The organism is Streptomyces sp. NPDC097107, assembly GCF_044762405.1.
In the GTDB taxonomy this organism is placed as follows: Bacteria; Actinomycetota; Actinomycetes; order Streptomycetales; family Streptomycetaceae; genus Streptomyces; species Streptomyces thinghirensis.
Genome location: NZ_JBIWEF010000007.1, coordinates 351967 through 368902, shown reverse-complemented (window position 1 = coordinate 368902; position 16936 = coordinate 351967). Strand labels below are relative to the sequence as shown.

The following is a 16936-nucleotide window of genomic DNA, read 5'->3' as shown; positions in this document are numbered from 1 at the left end:
GGCAGAGTGAGACGCATGACGACCGCGACCGCCGAGGAGTTCGAGCGCCACCGGCCCCGTCTGTTCGGCCTGGCCTACCGCATGCTGGGCTCGGCCGACGAGGCGGAGGACACGGTCCAGGACGCCTACCTGCGCTTCAGCGGGACCGACCGGGCGGGCATCGGGCAGCCGGCTGCCTGGCTGGCCAAGGTCGTCACCAACCTGTGCCTCGACCGTCTCACCTCGGCCCGCGCCCGGCGCGAGACCTACGTCGGCGCCTGGTTGCCGGAGCCGGTCCTGACCTCCGACGGCACCCTCGGCCCGCTGGAGTCGGCGGAGCGGCGCGACGCCGTGTCGACGGCGATGCTCGTCCTGCTGGAGCGGCTGACACCGGCCGAGAGGGCTGTGTACGTGCTGCGCGAGGCGTTCGCGTACGGGCACCGCGAGATCGCCGAGGCGCTGGATCTGACCGACGCGAACTGCCGTCAGCTCTACCGGCGGGCCGTGGCACGGATCGGTGAGCCGGGGACGCGGTTCCCGCCCTCGCCCGAGCGGCAGGAGGAGCTGGTCACATCGTTCCTCACGGCGGCCCGTGACGGCGACCTGGCCGGACTGGAGAAGCTGCTCGCCGAGGACGTGGTCTGGTGGAGCGACGGCGGTGGCAAGGTCACCGCGGCGCGGCGCCCCATCGAGGGCCGCACGAAGGTCGTCCGCTTCGTGCTGGGCGGACTCCCGAAGTTCACGGCCGGCCGGGACGTCTCCGTCACCGAGGTCAACGGCGCCGGCGCGCTGGTCGCACGGGTCGGCGACACGGTCGTGGCCGTCCTGTCGTTCGAAGTGCGCGACGGGTCCATCACGCAGGTGCAGGCCATGGTGAACCCGGACAAGCTGGACTTCGTACGTCGTCAGCTCGGGCAGCCCTGACATCCGCTCGCCGGAAGTGTCACATCCGGCACCGGCCACGCCGTCCCAGCTGACGACAGGGCGCTCCGTCCGGGAGCGTCCGCCGTGGCGAAGGGGCTCAGCACGATGACCACGATCCTGGTGACCGGCGGCACCGGCACGCTCGGACGGCTCGTCACCGAGCGGCTGCGCGCGGACGGGCACGAGGTGCGGGTACTCAGCCGGCACGCCCAGCCGTACGCCGTCGACCTGCGGGCCGGCGGCAGTGCTCTGGACGTGGCGCTCGGCGGTGCGGACACGGTCGTGCACTGCGCGACCAGCCCGCGCGGCGGCGACGAACAGGCGGCCACGAACCTGATCGCGGCGGCACGGCGGGCCGGGGTGGGGCACCTGGTCCACATCTCGATCGTCGGCGTGGACCGGGTGCCGCTCGGCTACTACCGGTCCAAGCTCGCCGTCGAGCGGCTGGTGGAGGAATCGGGACTCGGCTGGACCATGCTGCGGGCGACCCAGTTCCACGACTTGGTGGTGCGGGTGCTCCAGGCGCTGGCCAAGTCGCCGGTCGTGCTGCTGCCGGCCCGAGTCTCCGACCAGCCGGTGGAGGTCGCGGAGGTCGCGGAGCGGCTCGCCGAGCTGGCCGGTGGCGCGCCCGCCGGGCGGGTGGCGGACCTGGGCGGGCCCGAGGTGCGCACGTTCGAGTCGCTGGCCCGCGCCTATCTGGGCGCGACGGGGCGCCGGCGGGCCGTGGTGAAGGTGCCGCTCGCGGGGAAGGCTTACCGGGGTTTCCGCACGGGCGGGCACCTCGCGCCCGAGCGGGCGGTGGGCAAAGGGACGTTCGAGGAGTACCTGGCGGGGCGGTTCGGCGGCGGGACGGGCGGGCGGCGCGGATGAGTGGACGGCGCGGATGAGCAGACGGGCGTGGCTGCGGACGGGGCTGGGGCTGCTCGCCGGTGCGCAGGTGGTGCTGGGGCTGTGGATCCTGCTGCTGCCCGAGCTGTTCTGGAAGTGGCCCTGGGTGTCGCACCTGCCGCCGTACAACGAACACCTGCTGCGGGACTTCGGCGGGGCGAGCGCCGCGCTCGCGGTGGTGCTGTGCTCGGCGGTGGCGGCGATGGAGCGGCGGCTCGTGATCACGGCGCTGGTGGCCTACCTGGTGTCCTCCGTGGCCCACCTCCTCTTCCACACCCAGCATCTGGGGCCCCTGTCCGCGGCGAGCGGTGCGGGCTTCATGGCGCTGCTGGGAGCGGCGGTCCTGCTGCCGACGGCCCTGCTGTGGCCGGCGGCGGACGGGGCGGCCTTCCGGGAGCCCGAACCGGCGGGGCGCCGGCCCGCGCTCTGAGCGCGTCCCGGGCGGAACGCGGACGGGAGCGAACACCCCCGGCGGCAAGTGGCATGCGCGCTGTTCCACCGGGGCGTCCGCTTGGATCAGGGCCGTCCGGGCGGCGCGAACAGCTCGTCCTGGGCGCGGTCGCGGGCGGTCAGCAGGGCTCCACGCAGTACGGCGCCGCCGCCCAGCGTGCTGGACCGTACCTCGGTGGCGAGCGGCGACATCCGGGTGAGGCGGTGCTGGACGCGCGCGGCGAGGACGTCCGCGCCGGCCCGGCCGACCTCACCGGCCAGCACCAGACAGCCGGGGTCGAGGACGGAGACGACGGCGGCGGCGCCGAGGGCGACCCGGTCGGCGAGCGCGTCGAGGAACCGCTCGGCGGCCGGGTCCGGGTGATGGTCCCGGCCCGTTCCCGACCGGCGCACCGCCTCCCGTACCAGCGCGGCGGCGTACGGCTCGGGTCCGACGGGCGTCGCCGTCACGCCGTGCCGCGCCGCCAGGGCGGTCACCGCCGCCGCCCCGGCCACGGAGTGGAAGCCGCCGTCGCAGTCGGTGGCCGACGGCAGGCCCGAGGTGCCGGGCACCGGCATGAAGCCGACCTCGCCCGCACCGCCGGAGACGCCCCGCCGCAGCGTACCGTCGAGGACGACCGCGGCGCCGACACCCAGGCCGAGCCAGAGCAGGACGAACGTGTCCCGGTCCCGGGCGGCCCCGTCGCGCTGCTCGGCCAGGGCGGCGAGGTTGGTCTCGTTCTCGACGCCGACCCGCGCCTCGGGGAACTTCTCCTGCAACGCGGCCATCAGCCGCCGGTGCCACTCGGGCAGACCGGTGGAGTCGCGCAGCTCCCCGCTCGCCGGGTCGATCAGGCCGGGCGCGCCGATGCCGACGGTGTGCAGCCGGTAGGCCCCTGCCTCCTTCGCCGCCCGCTCGACCAGGCTCACCGCCTGCTCCACCGCGGGGCCGGTGCCGGTGTCGTCGCCGATCGGCACGGACCCCTCGGCCAGCACCCGGCCGAGCAGGTCGGAGACCAGCACGGCGACGCCCTCGGTGCGTACGTCGAGGGCGGCGAGGTGGGCGCGCCCGGCGACGATGCCGTACAGCTTGGCGTTCGGCCCCCGGCGCTGCTCGCCCGACTCCCCCGCCACCTCGATGAGGCCGGAGGCGGTGAGGCGTTCGACGAGGTCGGCCACGGTGGGGCGGGACAGGCCGGTCAGGTGCTTCAACTGCCCTGCCGTCAGCGGGCCCTCCTGCTGGAGCAGGCGCAGGGCGAGGCGGTCGTTGATGGCCCGGGCGGTGCTCGGGGATGCGGGCATGCCGGGATCCTTCCAGATCGGCGGCGCGGAGGCCCACACCGGTAATCCCCTATCTATCAGGCAGGGTCCCTGATAGTTTACGCGGCGCGCGGTGACGCCAGGCGGCCGAGCCGGCGGCGCAGACCCGAGGGAGGGGCCCGAGAATGAGCGCAGTGGTCTACGAGCAGCGCACGGTGCGGCGCGCCCGGTATGCCGTGGCGGCCGTGTTCGCCGTACACGGTGCCGTCACCGGCTCGTTCGCCACCCGCGTGCCGTGGATCCAGGACCACGCCGGGGTGAGCGCGGGCCAGTTGGGTCTGGCGCTCGCGTTCCCGGCGCTCGGCGCGTCGGTCGCCATGCCGCTGGCCGGCAGCGTCAGCCACCGCTTCGGCGCCCGCACCGCCCTGCGCGGCCTGCTCGCCCTGTGGACGCTGGCGCTGGTCCTGCCCGCCCTCGCCCCGAACCTGCTCACCCTGTGCCTCGCCCTGTTCGTCTACGGCGCCACGGCCGGCATGTCGGACGTGGCGATGAACGCGCTCGGCGTCGAGATCGAGAACCGTCTCGACAAGTCGATCATGTCGGGTCTGCACGGCATGTGGAGCGCGGGTGCCCTGATCGGTTCGGCGGCCGGCACGCTCGCCGCCCACCTGGGCTCCGACGCCCGGCTGCATCACGTACTGGCCGCCTCCGTGCTGACCGTCGCGGGCCTGGTCGCCTGCACCTGGGTGCTCGACCTCCAGCCCGCCGAGGACGAGGACCCGCCCCCGAGGTTCGCGCTGCCGCCCAGGTCGGCGCTGCTGATCGGCGCGGTCGGGTTCTGCGCGGTGTTCGCGGAGGGCGCGAGCCTGGACTGGTCGGCGGTCTATCTGCGGGACCAGTTGGAGGCCTCGGCCGGTCTGGCGGCGGCGTGCACGACGGGCTTCACACTCACCATGGCCCTGGCCCGGTTCGCCGGCGACAAGGTGGTGGACCGGTTCGGCGCGGTGCGCACGGTCCGGGTGAGCGGTGTGCTGGCCACCGCCGGCGGTCTGCTCATCGTCGTCGGGGGCCATCCCGCGGTGGCGATGGCCGGCTTCGCGCTGATGGGTCTCGGGATCGCCGTGGTCGTTCCGCTGTGCTTCGCCGCGGCCGGCCGCGCCGGCTCCAGTCCCAGCCTGGCCATCGCGGGCGTCGCCACCATCACGTACACCTCCGGCCTGGTCGCCCCGAGCGCGATCGGCGGCCTGGCCCAGGCGACCAGCCTGGTGGTGTCGTTCGGTCTGGTGACCGCGCTGGCCTGCTGTCTGGTGGTGTTCGCGAAGGTGCTGCGCGCCGGGGACCGGGACCGCCCGAAGATCAGTCCGTCGAACGCAGGAGTGCCCGACCGGCAGCCCTGAAGGTGTCGCTCCACGGCGCCGGGCGCAGCGTCCCGGAGTCCAGCCGGACCAGCACCCGGGCGCCGTGGGCGTACGTGGTGGCGCCGTCCGCCGAGCAGAACCGGAAGCCGTAGGTCAGCCCGGTCGTGCCGAGCCGGTCCAGCCAGAGGTGGACGGCGTACGCGCCCGGCCGGGTGACCGGCGCCTCGTAGGTGATCGTCAGTTCCTTGACCGCGTTGCAGGCGTCGCCGGCCGCCGCCCAGTCGCCCTCGAAGCGGAAGCCGTGCTCGGTCCACAGCTCGGCCCAGGCCCGCTCGACCATCACCGGGTAGCGGGCGTTGTGCAGCAGGCCGAGCGCGTCCAGGTCGTCGAAGTGGACGGTGACGGGAACGAGCCGGCCGTGGGAGAGGACGGGGGCGGCGGGGGCTTCGGCGGTCACGGGTGGGGCTCCTGGTCCTGCTCGGCTGTGCTCACGTACGGCCGGCCGTACGTGCTCATGTACAGCGGCTCCTTCCATCCTGAGCGGACGCTCAGCGGCGGTCGCCGGGAAGGTGCTGGTCAGCGGGGGGCGCGGGACGTGGGACCGCCCGGTACCCCCGACAATGGTGCGGACAGTCCTCACGTACAGAGAAAGCGAAACCTCACCATGGACCTCGGCGTGCGCTGGAAGCTGCACGGTGACGGGCGCACGCCCGCACCCGGAGCGGTGGTCCGCCCCGACGAACGGCTCTCGTGGCCCCGCACGGCCGGGCTCGGTGCCCAGCACGTGGTGGCCATGTTCGGGGCGTCCTTCGTGGCTCCGGTCCTGATGGGCCTGGACCCCAATCTCGCGATCATGATGTCGGGCGTGGCGACCGTCATCTTCCTGCTCGCCACCCGCGGCCGGGTGCCCAGCTACCTCGGCTGCTCGCTCTCCTTCGTCGGCGTCGCCGCGGTGATCCGCGCCCAGGGCGGCACCAGCGCCACGGTGACCGGCGCGGTGCTGGTGGTCGGCGCCGCGCTGTTCCTGGTGGGGCTCGCCGTGCAGCGGTTCGGTGCGCGGATCATCCACGCCGCGATGCCGCCCGTCGTCACCGGCGCGGTGGTCATGCTGATCGGCTTCAACCTGGCCCCGGTCACCGCGTCCACCTACTGGCCGCAGGACCAGTGGACGGCGCTGCTGGTGATGCTGTTCACCGGTCTGGCCGTGGTCTGCCTGCGGGGTTTCTGGTCCCGGATCGCGATCTTCCTGGGGCTGGTCTTCGGTTACGTGCTCTCCTGGGTCCTCGACCGGATCCTCGGCAGGATCCACTCGGTGGACGGCAGCGGCAAGCTCACCGACCACTGGCGGCTGGACTTCTCCGCCGTGGGCCAGGCCGACTGGATCGGCCTGCCGTCCTTCCACGGGCCGAGCTTCGAGTGGTCGGCGATCCTGGTGGCCCTGCCGGTCGTCATCGCGCTGGTCGCGGAGAACGCCGGACACGTCAAGGCGGTCGGTGAGATGACGGGCGACAACCTCGACGACAAGCTCGGCACGGCGATCTCCGCGGACGGCGTCGGCTCGATGCTCTCCACGGCGGTCGGCGGCCCGCCCAACACGACGTACTCCGAGAACATCGGCGTGATGGCGGCGACCCGCGTCTACTCGACGGCGGCGTACTGGGCCGCCGCGGGCTTCGCCCTCCTCTTCGGCATCTGCCCGAAGTTCGGCGCGGTCGTGGCCGCGATCCCCGGCGGTGTCCTCGGCGGCATCACGGTCATCCTCTACGGCATGATCGGCCTGCTCGGCGCCCAGATCTGGATCAACGCCAAGGTTGACCTGCGCAACCCGCTGAACCTGGTGCCGGCCGCCGCGGGCATCATCATCGGCGTCGGCAACGTCAGCATGGAGTTCACCGACACCTTCTCCCTCAGCGGCATCGCGCTCGGCACCGTGGTCGTCATCACCGGCTACCACGCGCTGCGGGTCTTCGCCCCGGCCCACCTCAAGACGCAGCAGCCGCTGCTGGACGAGGGCACGTCGTCGTACGACGAGAAGACCGGGGACAGCGGTGGCGGCGGCGACGGGTCGGGCGGCGGGTCTCAGCGCGCCAAGTCGTAGGCGTAGGACGGCGTGAACGTGCCCGGGTCGCCCTTGCAGCCGTCCGACTCCCCGGGCAGCTTGACCCACAGGTAGGCATCGACGCGCCCCATGCCGGTGCTCAGGGTCGGTGCGCGGCCGAGCTCGCGGCCGTCCGGGTCGCACCACTCGCCGTCGGAGGGGGCGCCGTTGCCGTTGCGGCTGGTGTCGATGACGGCGCCCAGGCTCGCGGGGCCGCCGAGGGCGTCGAGGACCGCGCGGTCGTGGGCGACCTCGTCGGCGGTGGCGTGGAAGTTGGAGACGTTGCTGAAGATGCCGTCGGAGGAGGCGGCCGAGGCGGCGCCCGCCTGCTTGAGCCAGCCCGCCTGCTTGGCGGGGGCGTGCCAGCCGGAGTGCCCGGCGTCGTAGTAGACCCGGGCGTTCGGGTTGGCGTCCTTCAGCACGCGCCCCGCTCGGGCCAGCGAGGCGAAGCGGTCTCCACGCTCACCGGCGGACATGCACTCCGCCTGGGCGACCGAGTCGGGCTCCAGGACGACGATGACATCGCCGGAGCCGAGACCGGCGGCGAAGCGGTCGATCCAGTCGTCGTAGGCGCCGAGGTCGGGCGCGCCGCCCTGGGAGTGGCCGCCGCAGTCGCGGTCGGGGATCGCGTACGGCACGACGACCGGCACCCGGCCCGCCTCGGCACCGCCCGAGGTGACGGCGCGGACCCGGGAGGTGATGGTCGCGGGCGTGTGGTCGGCGAACCACACGGCGGCCGGATGGTCGGCTATCCGGGACCGGATGACGTCCTGGCGCGGGTCGCCGGGGTGGGTCCGGACCCAGTCGAGGACCTGGGACTCGGGGTGCCGGTAGAGCCGGGTGGAGGCCGCGGCGGCCCGGGGCTTCTCCTTCCCGGCCTTCTCGGTCTCCTCCCTCGGCGAGGGACCGGGACTCGCCTTCCGCGCCGACGGGGAGGGCGAGGCCGAGGCCGACGGCAGCACCGACGGGGACGGGGACGGCACGACGGGCAGGGACTGCAGCCGCGGTGACCGCGTCACCTCCGGCCGGGCCTTGTCCGCCCCGCCGTCGTCGTCGCCGAGCGCGGACAGCATGCCGGTCGCGGCGCCCACCGCGACCACGACGGACGCCGCCGCGGCCATCGCGCTCCGGCGGGCGGCACGTCCGCGCTCGGCCCTGCGAGCGGCCAGGCGCCGGGCACGAAGGCCTGACACGTATGGTTCCCCCTCCCCCGCACGGCGGGCGCGTTCCCCCGTTCTGGGGAAGCGTCGGGCCCGCCGACACTCCCGCCAGCCTAAAGCTGCGAACCTGCCGCCATGGCGCACTGCGAACAAGTCCCGGCGGCCGTCCGGACGGTGGACACGGTCCTCTCCCGGATGCGCGCCCTCGACACGACGCTGCCCGCCCGGGACGGGGTGGCCGTCTTCAACCGCGTCTACCTGACCGTCACGGAGGCGGTCGACCGGCACATCGACACCGGTCGCTTCCCGGACCCCCGGGCCGCGACCGCGCTGGACGTGCGGTTCGCGGAGCGCTACCTGGCCGCCCTCGACGCGCTGGAGGACGGGCATCGGCCGCCCGCTTGCTGGCGGCCCCTGTTCGAGTTCCGCCGCCATCCCGGCGTACGGCCGCTGCAGTTCGCGCTGGCGGGCATCAATGCGCACATCGGCCACGACCTCGCGCTGGCCGTGGTGGACACCTGTCATACGCTCGGCTGCGAACCCGTCGATCTGGAGGACGAGTTCGACCGGGTGGGTGATCTCCTCGTGTCGCTGGAGGAGCGCATCCGCGACGAGCTGATGCCGGGTCCCGACCTCCTGCGGATCGCCGACCCGCTGACCCATCTGCTCGGCTCCTGGTGCCTGGAGCGAGCCCGCGACGCCGCCTGGGCGGCGGCCCGCGCGCTGTGGGCGCTGCGTCGGCTGCCCGACATCGCCGGGGAGTTCACCGAACGGCTCGACGCGGCGGTGGGCTTCGCGGGCCGCATGCTGCTCACGCCGCTGCCGGACTGATCCGTCCGGCGCTCCCGATGCGCGCTCGGCGGAACTCCCGTGCGATCGCTGTACGTTGAACCTTTGAGCACCATGCAGCATCGCACCCCGACTGCGAAGGAGCGCCCAGGCATGACGACCCGGCTCGGACTCGGCCTCCCCCAGATGCGGCAGTACGACCTCGGCAAGGACGTCCCCGACGTGGCCCGCGCGGCGGAACGACTGGGCTACGAAAGCCTGTGGGTCTTCGAGCGGGCCCTGTTCCCCGAGCCGGCCACCCAGGGGCTGTACGGCATCGAGGGCCTCCCCTGGCCGGACGAGTACCGGAACGTGGCGGAGCCGCTGGTGACCCTGACCCTCGCCGCCGCCGCCACCGAACGGGCGGAGCTGGGCTCCAGCGTCCTGGTCGCCCCGCTGCACGTCCCGTTCCAGCTGGCGAGGGCGCTGGCCTCGCTGGACGCGGCGAGCGGCGGCCGGGTCGTCGCCGGCTTCGGCACGGGCTGGTCCCACGACGAGTACGCGGCGGCGTCCGTGCGGCCCTTCGCCGAGCGCGGGCGGGTTCTGGACGAGCTGATCGAGGTGTGCCGCGCGGTCTGGGGGCCGGACCCCGTGGTGTACGACGGCGAGTTCACGAAGATCGCGTCCTCCGTGGTCGGCCCCAAGCCCGCCCGGCGGATCCCGGTCCTGCTGGCGGCGGGCAGCGGCAGGGCCCGGCGCCGGCTGGTCGACCACGCCGACGGCTGGCTGCCGAACGCCCTCGGCGCCGGGGCCGTCGCCGAGCAGTGGCGGCAGCTGCGGGACCTGGCCGCCGAGCGCGGCCGTACGGAACCCATCCGGACGGTGCTGCGGGTCAACGCCCGCTACCGCAAGGCGCCCCAGGATCCCTCCGGCCGACGCCTCTTCCACGGCGACGTCGACCAGATCGTCGAGGACCTCGCCGCGCACGCCGAGATCGGCCTGGACGAGATCCTCCTCGACTTCCAGAGCACGGCACGGGACGCCGAGGAGCTGAAGGACATCGCCGCCGAGGTGTACGAGAGGGCGCGGGCGAACGGGATCTAGTCCTCGGGAAGCTCGACCGGCGCGATCTCGTCGTAGACGTCACCGGGGCCCGGGTTGGTCGAGTCGGTCTCCCCGCCGAAGTGGTGCATGACGCCCCAGACCGCGTTCAGTGCGGTCTGGACGGCGCCCTCGGCCCAGCCGGCCGTCCAGGAGATGTCGTCGCCGGCGAGGAAGATGCCCCGCTTGTCCTCGGGCAGCTCCTCCTGCATGAAGTGCGTGAACAGGCGCCGCTGGTAGCGGTAGTGACCGGGCAGGTTGGCCTTGAACGCGCCCATGAAGTAAGGCTCGTTCTCCCAGGAGACCGTCACCGGGTTGCCGATGATGTGCTTCCTGATGTCGACCTTCGGGTAGATCTCGCCGAGCGACTTCAGCATGACCTCCATCCGCTCGTTCGCGGACAGCGGGAGCCACTTCAGACTGTCGTCGCACCACGTGTAGGAGAGGCAGATGACGGCGGGCTTGCCGGGTCCGTCGTCGAGGAGGTAGGTGCCGCGGGTCATGCGGTCGGTGAGCGTCATCGACATGACGTCCCGGCCCGTGACCTCGTCCTTGTCCAGCCAGAAGGGCCGGTCGACCGGCACGAAGAGCTTGCTGGACTCCATGTAGTGGGTGCGCTCGATCGCCGTCCAGTGGTCGATCGGGAACAGCGAGTCGTCGCAGGCGATCTTCGACAGCAGCATCCAGGACTGGGCGGTGAAGATCGCCGCCTGGTAAGTGCGGATGTCGCCGTCGGCGTCGGTCACGGTGATGCGGTTGCCGGCGGTGCGGGTGAGCCGGGTCACCGCCGGGCGCGGGTCGCCGTCCAGGTGCAGGGACTTCAGCGAGGTGCCGTGGGGCCAGTGGACGATCTTCTCCGGCTCGCGCTCCCAGAGCCGCAGCGGCAGTTGCTGGGAGCCGCCGACGATGCCGCGGTGGTGGTCGTCGGCCTCGGTGTAGACGACGCGGAGGATCTCCAGGATGGAGTTGGGGAAATCGGTGTCCCAGCCGCCGGTGCCGAAGCCGACCTGGCCGAAGATCTCGCGGTGGCGGAAGGACTTGAAGGCCTCCGAGTCGCAGAGGAAGCCGTAGAAGGTCTGGTTGTCGAGCCTCTCGACCAGCTTCGCCCAGATCTCGCGGATGCGCGGGACGTCGCGCTCGCGCAGGGCGCGGTTCATGTCGGAGAAGTCGGCGCCCTCTTCGAGGCACTTCGCCCAGGCGTCGGCGACGTCACGGTAGACCTGGGGCAGGTCGTCCAGCGTCTCGGCGTAGTGCGACTCGCCCTTGAGGTCGACGACGGTCGAGGGCGTCGCCTCGGCGAGGGGGTTGGGGAACGGCCGGGTCTCCAGTCCCACCAGGTCGATGTAGTGCTGCAGGGCGGTGGAGGACGGCGGGAAGCGCATCGCGCCCATCTCGGCGGTCAGGGCGGGGTCGCACCCGTCGAACCCCACGGTCCGCAGTCGCCCGCCGATCTCGTCGGCCTCGTACACGACGGGCTTGAGGCCCATCTTCATCAGCTCGTAGGCGGCCACGACGCCGGACAGGCCGCCGCCGATGACCGCGACCTCGGTACCGTGCTCCGTCGCGGGTATCTGGCCGAGACCCGCCGGGTGGGCGAGGAAGTCGTCGTACGCGTACGGGAAGTCCGGCCCGAACATGGTGATCGGCGGCTGCTGCTCGTCTGCGTGCTCGATCGCGTTGGGCACGGTGGACGTCATGGGGTACGGGCTCCTTGCACAGGTGGAACGGGGGTGGGGGCTCGGGGCCCGGGACTCAGACGAGGGGCCCGTAGAGGCCGGGGCGGCGGTCCTTCAGGTACGGGTTGGCCTCGCGGGAGGCGGCGAGGAGGACCGGGTCGACGTCGCCGAGGACCAGCTCCTCGGCGCGCCCGGCCCGGGCACGGGCGGTCCCGTCGGGTCCGGCGAGCACGGACAGCCCGACGAACTCGAACTCGCCCTCCCGGCCGACGCGGTTGACGTACGCCACGTACATCTGGTTCTCGAAGGCCCGCACCGGCACGACGGACTCGGCGACGAACTGGAACGGGTGCATCTGCGCGGTCGGGACGAGCAGCAGGTCGGTGCCGGCCAGGGCGTGGGCGCGGACGTTCTCCGGGAACTCCACGTCATAGCAGATCATCAGGCCGACGGTCACCCCGTCCAGCTCGGCCTGGACGACGGGCTGCTCGCCGGGCGTGAAGTGGTCGCGCTCGAAGCAGCCGAAGAGGTGGGTCTTGCGGTAGTTCGCCACTCGGGTGCCGTCGGCGGAGATCAGCTGGACGGAGTTGAAGACGCTCTCACCCGCGCGCTCCGGGTAGCCGTACACGACGGCGAGGCCGTAGCGCCCGGCGATCTCCGCCACGGCGTCGGCGGAGTCGCCGTCGGCCGGCTCGGCGAGGACGGCGACGTCGTCACCGATCGCGTACCCGGTCAGGAACAGTTCGGCGGTGACCAGCAACCCCGCCCCCGCGGCGGCGGCCCGGCCCGCGGCCTCGTCGAGGACCTTGAGGTTCTCGGCGGTCGAGCCGGGCCGGCCGGAGCTCTGGAGCAGGGCGGTGCGCATGCGTGATCCTCACCGGTGGGAGGGGGTCGGGGGGCCAGATAGACGGTACGGTCGGCGGGCTCCGCCGGACAAGAAGGACCCGTTGCGCGCCGGTGAGCGGATCGTTGCGTTCGCGGGGCACCCCACGGCGATTCGTTGTGCGCCCCGCACAGCCGAGCGGCCCTGGACCACCGCCGCGCGCTCACGCCCGCCGGCTGCCAGACCCCGGGGCTCCTTCCGGAGAGGCAGATCGGGCCCCTCCTCCCCCGCCGCGCGGCGGAGTGCGTTCCCGCCCTGAGCGCGATGTGGCGGGAGCGCGGCGCCGGAACAGTGGTGGGCATCCGGTTCGCCATGTTCCGCCGGTGGAGGGGACCGCCGTGAAACGCCGTACGATGACCGCCGCACTCTGTGCCGCACTGCTGCCCACCGCCGTCACGACCGGCGCCGCGGTCGCCTCCGGCCCCCACGAGGAGCGGCGTCGGGGGAGGCCGCCGCGCTCACCGGCACCGCCAAGCCGTACCGGTCGGCCGGGGACGACATCACCTTCACCTTCGACGCGCATCTGGCGGCCGAGGACAACGACGACCCGCTCGAGGCCACCGGGACGTTCGAGTTCAGCCACTACGTGAACGGCGAGGGCGCCCGGGCCGAGGTCTCCGTCGACTGCCTGCTCACCGGCGGTGACGTGGCCGTCGTCTCCGGTGTCGTCACCGACTCCGACCTGCCCGGCGCCGAGGGCAAGCGGGTCGGCGTCACGGTCCACGACCTCGGCCGTCACGACCGCCTCGGCTACAGCTGGGCCGCGACGGGCAGCCCCGCGGAGGGCGCGGAGCTGCCCCGGTGCGTGTCCTCGGCACCCTTCGAGAAGGTCAGGAAGGGGACCGGCGACTTCGAGGTCGTGCCCTGGCAGCCGCGGCTGTAGTGCGGGCGGCGGTGGCCAGCAGCAGCGCCGTCAGCAGATACGGCACCGCGGACAGGGCGAACGCGGTGCCGTGCCCCGCCGCCGTGGCGGCCACCGCGTACGCCCCGTAGGTCGCGAGGGTGCCCAGCTCGGTGCCGAGGCCGGCGACGGAGGTCAGGGTGGCCCGGCCGGTGTCCTCGATGCGCTCCTGGAGGCGGGCGTCGGCCAGCACGGTCGCCAGCTGGAAGCCGCCGAAGGCCAGTGCGATCAGGACCAGGGCCACCGGGGTGCCCGCCGCGGCGCCCACGGCCAGGGCCAGCGCCGAGCCGGTCAGCAGGGCGGCGAACCCGGTCGTGGTCAGGCGTGCGGCGGCACCGGCCAGCAGGCTGCCGACCGTGGCACCGGCCCAGATCACCAGCAGCAGCCAGGGGACGGTCTGCTGCGCCACGCCGGTGTCGCGTGCCAGCAGTGGCGTGTACTCATCGAGCGCGCCCCACACCGCGGTCACGGCCGGGACGAGGAGCAGCGCGCCGCGCACGGACCGGTCGGTGCGGGCCTCCGCGAGTCCGGCGCGCAGGGTCGCGGACCATCGGTCGCCGTCGGCGGAGGGCTTGCGATGCTCGGGAAAGCGTGTCGCCACGACCGCCCCGGCCAGGCAGACCAGCACGCTCGCCGCGCCCACCGCCTCGTAGCCGCCCCAGGCGAAGACCGGTCCGGCCAGACCCATGGCGGCCATCGTCGCGGTGATGCCGAGCGCCCGGGCCCGGCCCATGACACGGGCGTACCGGTCGGCGGCGCCGGCCCGGTCCAGTTCGTCGTAGACCAGCGCCTCCAGCGCTCCCGAGCCGAGCGCTCCTCCGGCGCCCCACAGCACGAAGCCGAGCGCGAAGGTGCCGTAGGAGGGCACGAGCACCCACAGGGCGAACCCGGCGGCGGTGAGCAGCGGGGCCAGCACCAGCAGCAGCCGCCGGGAGACGGCGTCGGCCCAGGCGCCGGAGGGCACCTCCAGAACCACGCTGGTCAGCGACCATACGGCGAACAGGGAGGACATCTGCCAGACGGACAGACCGGTGTCGCTGAACAGCAGCGCGTACACCGGGTACAGCAGGACGAACTCGTCGCAGAACGCGGAGCCGTACAGCGTGCGCGTCAGCCGCCGGGTACCGGCGGTGGCGGGGGCACGCTCGGGTGAGAGAGTCATGAGGCCTTCCCGAGGGGGCGGATCGGACACCGGAGGTACGGCGTCCGAGGCGGCCCTCGGGAGGAGGCGCTGCTGGTGGATCAATGTCGCCAGGTCATGACACCGATGCTAGACGGCACCCGGCCCACTGCCCACCGATTACCCGCCCCACCGACTGCCCGTGCCCACCGACTGCCCGCGCCCACCGACTACGTGGGTGACCCCGACGAGAAGCGCCGCAGCAGCGGTGACAGCACCAGCACGGACCGGGTCCGCTCCACGAACGGCTCCCCGGCGATCCGCTCCAGGACCCGTTCGAAGTGCCGCATGTCGGAGGCGAACACCTGGGCGACCGCGTCCGCGTCCCCGGTGACGGTGGACGCGGCCACGACCTCCTGGTAGCGCTCCAGGCCCCGCTGGATGGTCTCCGGCGAGGTGTTGCGGCGGCAGAAGATCTCGACGAACCCCTCGGTCTCCCAGCCCAGCGCGGCGGGGTCGACCCGTACGGTGAATCCGGTGATGGCTCCGGTGGCGCGCAGCCGGTCCACGCGCCGTTTCACGGCGGGCGCGGACAGGCCGACCGACTGCCCGATGTCCGCGTAGGAGCGGCGGGCGTCCTCGGCGAGGGCGTGCACGATGCGTTCGTCGAGATCGTTCAGCACTGCGGGTGGTTCACTTCGTTTCTGGAGCTGCTGGAGCTACTGCTGCTTCTGGGCTTGCGAGGTGTCCGGCGTGGCGAGCCGGGAACGACGATGGCCGTACACGAAGTAGAACACGAGCCCGACGGCCATCCAGACACCGAAGACCACCCAGGTGACGGTGGACAGGCTGCCCATCATCCAGACGCAGAAGGCGAAGCCCAGCGCCGGCAGCACCGGTGCCAGCGGCACCCGGAAGGTGCGGTGCATGTCCGGACGGCTCCGGCGCAGCACCACGACGGCCACGTTGACCAGGGCGAAGGCGAAGAGGGTGCCGATGCTGGTGGCGTCGGCGAGCTGACCGAGCGGGATCGCGGCGGCCAGGACGCCGCAGAACAGGGAGACGATCAGGGTGTTGGCCCGGGGCGCGCCGCTCTTCGGGTGGACGCGGGAGAACACCTTGGGCACGAGCCCGTCGCGGGACATGGCGAACAGGACGCGGGTCTGGCCGTAGAGCACGGTCAGGACGACGCTGGCGATGGCGACGACCGCGCAGAACGCCAGCAGGGTGCCCCAGAACGCCTGTCCGGTGACGTCGGTCATGATCTGGGCGAGGGAGGCCTCGGAGTCGGTGAAGGTCCGCCAGGGCCTGGCGCCGACGGCGACGGCCGCGACCAGGACGTACAGCACCGTGACGATGATCAGGGACAGCATGATCGCCCGGGGCAGGTCGCGCTGGGCGTTCTTGGCCTCCTCACCGGCGGTGGAGGCGGCGTCGAAACCGATGTAGGAGAAGAAGAGCGTCGCGCCGGCCGCGCTGACGCCGGCCATGCCGAGCGGCATGAAGTTCTCGTAGTTGCCGGAGCGGAAGCCCTGCACGCCGATCGCGCAGAACAGCACCAGCGCGGCGATCTTGACGACGACCATGATCGTGTTGGCGCGGGCGGACTCGCGGGCACCGCCCAGCAGGAAGGTCATGGCGAGGAGCACGACGATCAGCGCGGGCAGGTTGAAGATGCCGCCGTCGCCGGGCGGGGCCGACAGCGCGGCCGGGATGGTGACGCCGATGGTGCCGTCGAGGAGTTCGTTGAGGTACTCGCCCCAGCCGACGGCGACGGCGGCGACCGACACGCCGTACTCCAGGACCAGGCACCAGCCGCAGATCCAGGCGACCAGCTCACCCATGGTGGCGTAGGCGTACGAGTACGAGGAGCCGGCGACCGGGATGGTGCCGGCCAGCTCGGCGTAGGACAGCGCCGAGAAGAGTGCCGTGAGGCCGGCGATGACGAAGGAGAGGGTGACGGCCGGGCCGGCCTTCGGGACGGCTTCGCCGAGGACGACGAAGATGCCGGTGCCGAGGGTGGCGCCGATGCTGATCATCGTGAGCTGCCACAGGCCGAGGGAGCGGCGGAGGGAGCCGCCCTCGCCCTGGCCGCCCTCGGCGACCAGCCGTTCCACGGGTTTGCGGCGCATGAGGCGCGCGGCCAGGCCCGGGGACGAGGGGGTGGCCGGTCCGTCGTGGTGCGGGGGTGCGCCTTGGTCGAGCACGCGTTGACTCCTTTGTCGCTGCCGGTCGCGCCCGTCGGTGTGAGCGGACGGGCTCGCGGCGGGCTCTGGAGCGGCGGGGACCGGCGGGCGCGCTCGTGAAGAGCGGGAACCCACCGAGCGGAGTCCCCGCCACGCCACGTACAGCGCAGAACACTACGAGGGGTGCGGGCCCCCGGTAATGCAG

16 protein-coding genes are annotated in these 16936 nt (G+C 73.0%); 8 read left to right on the top strand and 8 right to left on the bottom strand.

Annotated elements, in window-relative coordinates:
• Positions 1-15: 15 nt before the first annotated feature.
• From ACIQ1J_RS19465 to ACIQ1J_RS19455, 3 genes are all read left to right on the top strand, one after another.
• Entirely contained in the window at positions 16-903 is an 888-nt protein-coding gene (locus tag ACIQ1J_RS19465) for an RNA polymerase sigma-70 factor (protein WP_403558113.1), read from the top strand.
• A gap of 105 nt (positions 904-1008) precedes the next feature.
• Positions 1009-1773: an SDR family oxidoreductase gene (locus ACIQ1J_RS19460; RefSeq protein WP_403558245.1), complete on the top strand. Its 765-nt coding sequence runs from the start codon at positions 1009-1011 to the stop codon at positions 1771-1773.
• A gap of 13 nt (positions 1774-1786) precedes the next feature.
• Positions 1787-2221 carry a hypothetical protein gene (locus tag ACIQ1J_RS19455; RefSeq protein ID WP_403558111.1) on the top strand — a complete coding sequence of 145 codons (435 nt, stop codon included), beginning with the start codon at positions 1787-1789 and terminating at the stop codon, positions 2219-2221.
• 86 nt (positions 2222-2307) lie between these two features.
• Here ACIQ1J_RS19455 and ACIQ1J_RS19450 read toward each other — a convergent pair whose 3' ends face one another.
• The gene (locus ACIQ1J_RS19450) at positions 2308-3522 is read right to left on the bottom strand and encodes an ROK family transcriptional regulator (RefSeq protein WP_210961425.1); all 1215 of its coding nucleotides are present in this window, start codon (positions 3520-3522) and stop codon (positions 2308-2310) included.
• A 143-nt stretch (positions 3523-3665) separates the two neighbouring features.
• On the opposite strand from ACIQ1J_RS19450, the gene ACIQ1J_RS19445 reads away from it, so the two are divergent.
• Positions 3666-4877, top strand: coding sequence for an MFS transporter (locus tag ACIQ1J_RS19445; protein WP_210961426.1), 1212 nt, complete (start codon positions 3666-3668; stop codon positions 4875-4877).
• Here the strand turns inward: ACIQ1J_RS19445 and ACIQ1J_RS19440 are convergent.
• Positions 4837-5295 carry an acyl-CoA thioesterase gene (locus tag ACIQ1J_RS19440; protein ID WP_403558109.1) on the bottom strand — a complete coding sequence of 153 codons (459 nt, stop codon included), beginning with the start codon at positions 5293-5295 and terminating at the stop codon, positions 4837-4839. The two genes, ACIQ1J_RS19445 and ACIQ1J_RS19440, sit on opposite strands and share 41 nt — an antisense overlap.
• Positions 5296-5502: 207 nt before the next feature.
• On the opposite strand from ACIQ1J_RS19440, the gene ACIQ1J_RS19435 reads away from it, so the two are divergent.
• Positions 5503-6936 (top strand): uracil-xanthine permease family protein, encoded by a 1434-nt coding sequence (locus tag ACIQ1J_RS19435; protein WP_403558107.1) that lies wholly within the window; start codon positions 5503-5505, stop codon positions 6934-6936.
• Here the strand turns inward: ACIQ1J_RS19435 and ACIQ1J_RS19430 are convergent.
• The gene (locus tag ACIQ1J_RS19430; RefSeq protein ID WP_403558243.1) at positions 6918-8057 is read right to left on the bottom strand and encodes a glycoside hydrolase family 6 protein; all 1140 of its coding nucleotides are present in this window, start codon (positions 8055-8057) and stop codon (positions 6918-6920) included. The genes ACIQ1J_RS19435 and ACIQ1J_RS19430 overlap by 19 nt on opposite strands.
• 174 nt (positions 8058-8231) lie before the next feature.
• Between ACIQ1J_RS19430 and ACIQ1J_RS19425 the strand changes: the two genes are divergently transcribed.
• Positions 8232-8927 carry a DUF5995 family protein gene (locus ACIQ1J_RS19425; RefSeq protein WP_403558105.1) on the top strand — a complete coding sequence of 232 codons (696 nt, stop codon included), beginning with the start codon at positions 8232-8234 and terminating at the stop codon, positions 8925-8927.
• A gap of 111 nt (positions 8928-9038) precedes the next feature.
• Positions 9039-9968 (top strand): LLM class F420-dependent oxidoreductase, encoded by a 930-nt coding sequence (locus ACIQ1J_RS19420; protein ID WP_403558103.1) that lies wholly within the window; start codon positions 9039-9041, stop codon positions 9966-9968.
• On the opposite strand, the gene ACIQ1J_RS19415 is transcribed toward ACIQ1J_RS19420, so the two are convergent.
• Both ACIQ1J_RS19415 and ACIQ1J_RS19410 read right to left on the bottom strand, forming a co-directional pair.
• Positions 9965-11662 (bottom strand): flavin monoamine oxidase family protein, encoded by a 1698-nt coding sequence (locus ACIQ1J_RS19415; protein ID WP_403558101.1) that lies wholly within the window; start codon positions 11660-11662, stop codon positions 9965-9967. The two genes, ACIQ1J_RS19420 and ACIQ1J_RS19415, sit on opposite strands and share 4 nt — an antisense overlap.
• A 55-nt stretch (positions 11663-11717) precedes the next feature.
• Complete coding sequence (locus ACIQ1J_RS19410) at positions 11718-12506, bottom strand: carbon-nitrogen hydrolase family protein (protein ID WP_403558099.1); 789 nt, start codon at positions 12504-12506, stop codon at positions 11718-11720.
• A 604-nt stretch (positions 12507-13110) separates the two neighbouring features.
• Here ACIQ1J_RS19410 and ACIQ1J_RS19405 point away from each other — a divergent pair.
• Complete coding sequence (locus ACIQ1J_RS19405; RefSeq protein WP_403558097.1) at positions 13111-13407, top strand: hypothetical protein; 297 nt, start codon at positions 13111-13113, stop codon at positions 13405-13407.
• On the opposite strand, the gene ACIQ1J_RS19400 is transcribed toward ACIQ1J_RS19405, so the two are convergent.
• The 3 genes from ACIQ1J_RS19400 to ACIQ1J_RS19390 all read right to left on the bottom strand — a co-directional run bounded on the left by ACIQ1J_RS19400 (position 13355) and on the right by ACIQ1J_RS19390 (position 16752).
• Positions 13355-14587, bottom strand: a complete 1233-nt coding sequence (locus tag ACIQ1J_RS19400) for an MFS transporter (protein WP_403558095.1) — start codon at positions 14585-14587, stop codon at positions 13355-13357. The genes ACIQ1J_RS19405 and ACIQ1J_RS19400 overlap by 53 nt on opposite strands.
• Before the next feature lie 188 nt (positions 14588-14775).
• Positions 14776-15228, bottom strand: coding sequence for an Lrp/AsnC family transcriptional regulator (locus ACIQ1J_RS19395; protein ID WP_055415902.1), 453 nt, complete (start codon positions 15226-15228; stop codon positions 14776-14778).
• Between the two features lie 36 nt (positions 15229-15264).
• The gene (locus ACIQ1J_RS19390; protein WP_403558092.1) at positions 15265-16752 is read right to left on the bottom strand and encodes an amino acid permease; all 1488 of its coding nucleotides are present in this window, start codon (positions 16750-16752) and stop codon (positions 15265-15267) included.
• Positions 16753-16936 lie beyond the last annotated feature (184 nt).

Coding starts and splice junctions, on each gene's coding strand:
- ACIQ1J_RS19460 (WP_403558245.1), top strand. CDS start 1,009: ATGACCACGATCCTGGTGACCGGCGGCACCGGCACGCTCGGACGGCTC.
- ACIQ1J_RS19450 (WP_210961425.1), bottom strand. CDS start 3,522: ATGCCCGCATCCCCGAGCACCGCCCGGGCCATCAACGACCGCCTCGCC.
- ACIQ1J_RS19420 (WP_403558103.1), top strand. CDS start 9,039: ATGACGACCCGGCTCGGACTCGGCCTCCCCCAGATGCGGCAGTACGAC.
- ACIQ1J_RS19425 (WP_403558105.1), top strand. CDS start 8,232: ATGGCGCACTGCGAACAAGTCCCGGCGGCCGTCCGGACGGTGGACACG.
- ACIQ1J_RS19410 (WP_403558099.1), bottom strand. CDS start 12,506: ATGCGCACCGCCCTGCTCCAGAGCTCCGGCCGGCCCGGCTCGACCGCC.
- ACIQ1J_RS19430 (WP_403558243.1), bottom strand. CDS start 8,057: ATGGCCGCGGCGGCGTCCGTCGTGGTCGCGGTGGGCGCCGCGACCGGC.
- ACIQ1J_RS19455 (WP_403558111.1), top strand. CDS start 1,787: ATGAGCAGACGGGCGTGGCTGCGGACGGGGCTGGGGCTGCTCGCCGGT.
- ACIQ1J_RS19415 (WP_403558101.1), bottom strand. CDS start 11,662: ATGACGTCCACCGTGCCCAACGCGATCGAGCACGCAGACGAGCAGCAG.
- ACIQ1J_RS19400 (WP_403558095.1), bottom strand. CDS start 14,587: ATGACTCTCTCACCCGAGCGTGCCCCCGCCACCGCCGGTACCCGGCGG.
- ACIQ1J_RS19435 (WP_403558107.1), top strand. CDS start 5,503: ATGGACCTCGGCGTGCGCTGGAAGCTGCACGGTGACGGGCGCACGCCC.
- ACIQ1J_RS19445 (WP_210961426.1), top strand. CDS start 3,666: ATGAGCGCAGTGGTCTACGAGCAGCGCACGGTGCGGCGCGCCCGGTAT.
- ACIQ1J_RS19465 (WP_403558113.1), top strand. CDS start 16: ATGACGACCGCGACCGCCGAGGAGTTCGAGCGCCACCGGCCCCGTCTG.